Origin of the sequence: Psychrobacter sp. AOP31-B2-9 (assembly GCF_052378005.1) — a bacterium.
Taxonomy (GTDB): Bacteria; Pseudomonadota; Gammaproteobacteria; order Pseudomonadales; family Moraxellaceae; genus Psychrobacter.
Genome location: NZ_JBQSXG010000221.1, coordinates 1 through 3,017 on the forward strand (window position 1 = coordinate 1; position 3,017 = coordinate 3,017).

The 3,017-nt window shown below is 43.1% G+C and carries 1 protein-coding gene and 1 pseudogene; one reads left to right on the forward strand and one right to left on the reverse strand.

Features of this window, described 5'->3' with window-relative positions:
• Positions 1–461 precede the first annotated feature (461 nt).
• The gene (locus ACT3SX_RS14540; protein ID WP_192520695.1) at positions 462–2,663 is read left to right on the forward strand and encodes a TonB-dependent siderophore receptor; all 2,202 of its coding nucleotides are present in this window, start codon (positions 462–464) and stop codon (positions 2,661–2,663) included.
• A gap of 119 nt (positions 2,664–2,782) precedes the next feature.
• Here the strand turns inward: ACT3SX_RS14540 and ACT3SX_RS14545 are convergent.
• Positions 2,783–3,017, reverse strand: a pseudogene (locus ACT3SX_RS14545) (cupin domain-containing protein); the annotation flags it as partial.

The following is a 3,017-nucleotide window of genomic DNA, read 5'->3' on the forward strand; positions in this document are numbered from 1 at the left end:
AACGATTAAAAAAGGCGCGACAAACATGCCCGCATAAAAATGCCAACGCCATACTGTAAAATAGCGATGGCTATTACTGATTGATTGACTGATTGCTTTCTCTACTCATAAATATGACCCTGAATATTCTCTGACTGCCTAGAATACGCCCTAATTAGCAACATAAATCTATTAAAATAATATCGGCTGTATCATACGAGAAAACTTATTTAAAGACCACTGTTTATGTAGTCAAATTTAAATAACATCGGGGCAATGTTAGGGCGTGTTGAATACCAAATACGAACTAGTATAAGAAAACCAAACGAGATCATAGCTTGTCATGTTGTACCTTTCTCAGAACTCTCTCACTGTAATTTTTTAATGATAATAGTAATCATTAGTGCTATTATTCTTTCTAATATTCAATCATCTAGATTAAAGACATTCCATTTCATGAATAATATTTAACAGGACATATGATGCGACTCCAGTTAGCCTCTGAATCTATCCGAAAAAAACACCTTACCGTAGCAGTACAGATTGGCTTGATCATGAGTATCAGTCAGCTGGCTTATGCTGAAACTACCTATACCGAAGACTCGCTAAGTACGTCCGAAACAGAGAACGCTGAGACAGCGATCCCATCGACTACTTTAGATGCCATCACCGTCTATGCCGATAGCTACCGGAGCACAGGTACAAAAACTGCATTAGACCCTGAAGATGCACCAATGAGCTATACCAGAATCGATCAAGACCTGCTACAAAAACGCCAAGCGGACAGTGTCAGTGCTGCGCTACGTTATGAGCCAGGTGTCAGCTCTGAGAGTCGCGGTACAGTGACTATCTTTGATGAAAACAGAGTTCGTGGTTTTAAGACTTTATCGAATTTTTATGACGGTCTAAGACTGCCTTACGATGGGGCTTGGAACCTCATGCCACAAGTCGATGTCTATGCAACAGAAGCGGTAGAAGTGGTCAAAGGCTCGGCCTCTTCACTGTATGGTTATACAGCACCTGGTGGCATGGTCAACCAAATTGCCAAAACACCTCAAAGCACCCAAGAAACGGAAGTGCAACTACGACTGGGTAACCAAGACCTAAAAGAAGTAGGCATCGATACAACCGGAGCGCTCACAGACAGCTTGAACTATCGTTTTGTGGCATTAAAGCGCAAAAAAGACGGACAAATGCAAACCACAGAAGAAGAGCGCACGCTGATTAATCCATCGCTTGAATGGCAAGCGACAGATGACGTGTCGGTACTTGCTAACCTCTTTTATCAAGATGACCCAAACATGGTACCCTCTACCCCACTGCCTTCAGTCGGTACCGTCTATAACGCCAGCTATGGCAAGTTAGATAGCGATGCCTATGCAGGCGACGAATGGAATAAGTTTAGCAAAGAAGTATTCATGCCGAGTGTCACTGTAAACTGGGATATCAATGATCAGTTAACCTTCAAACACATACTGCGCTACACCGACTCTGAAGCAGAGCAGCGTAATATGTACAACTCAGGTGGGTATGTCAGCGGTAGTGACACGATACTGAACCGTGTGGCTTACACCACCGATGAAAGCATGAAAAACTGGACCACAGACAACCAGTTGGCTTATCAATTCGATACGGCAAATACTTCTCATAACTTATTGTTTGGTGTTGAGTATCAAGAGACAGATAGCACTGCTGATTACTATGATGCTGGTGCAGATGGTACACCAAACCTTGATTTGTCCAATCCAGATTTTTCGCAAATCAATGCCAACACCCTACCATTAGATGTCTACAGTCAGTATGAGGACATCGAACAAAGCCAGCTTGGTTTTTATGTTCAAGATGAGATGACATGGAAAGATTGGACGGTAGTGGCAGGTTTGCGTCATGATAAATTCAAAAGCCTCACCGACCAGACCAAAGCTTCTCAAGGTGTAATATATAGTGTCCAAGAAATTGACAATGACGCATCAGAGACCAGTGGTCGTCTTGCTGCTATTTATAATTTCGATAATGGCATCTCGCCGTTTGTGAGCTACTCACAATCGTTCCAGCCAGTCGTTGGGAGTAATTTCGTGACCAATGAGCCGTTTGAACCCACGACGGCCGATCAGCTAGAAGCTGGTATTAAGTATCAATCATCAGATGGCGGCACCAAAGGAACATTGGCGGTATTTGATATCAACCAGCAAAATGTCGTGGTATCAGATTACATTAACTATAGAAATCAAACCCAAACCGGTGAGATTGCATCTAAAGGATTTGAAGTCTCAGGCAGTCATATGCTCAATGACTGGGTAGATGTCGCTGCGAGTTACAGCTATACCGATGCTGAAATTACCGAAGAAGAGATTAACCCCGAAGTGGTCGGTAACACGCCAGCGCAAACAGCGAAACACAAAGCCACGCTGTGGGCAGACTACTACGCCACAGACAAGCTAACGCTTAATGCCGGGGTTCGCTATGAAAGTGGCATGCAAATCGACAGACAGAACACAGATGAGCTACCAAGTGTGACATTGGTAGATGTTGGCGGCAGTTACGAAGTCAACCCTACCTTTACTGTGGGTGCGAGTGTCAATAATCTGTTTGATAAAACCTATGTCAGCTCTTGTTATGATACAAATAACTGCTGGATGGGACCAGAGCGCCAAATGGTCGTCAGTGTAAAAGCTAACTTCTAAGCACAAAAAAGCTGGCTATTGTAATAATAGCCAGCTTTTATCAATATCATAGATAAGAATATCGATCGAAAATTTATAACGCCAATATAGAAAACCCAAGTGGCTCGGTCAATTACCAATCACAAACCTATTACTTGCTCTAAATGTCCCGTTTTAATATATAGCGTAACACCTTCTAACCCTGCCTTTATCTGCGACTGCTCTCCTACTGGCAAACGTATCCAACTACCTCGTTGATAAACCTGCCCATCATCTATTAGACTGCCCGCTACAACCAATAACTCTGTACCACCAACACCACTAATGCTATCTTCGTCGAATACTACTTCGCCTGCATTGAGACGCTGCAAACTT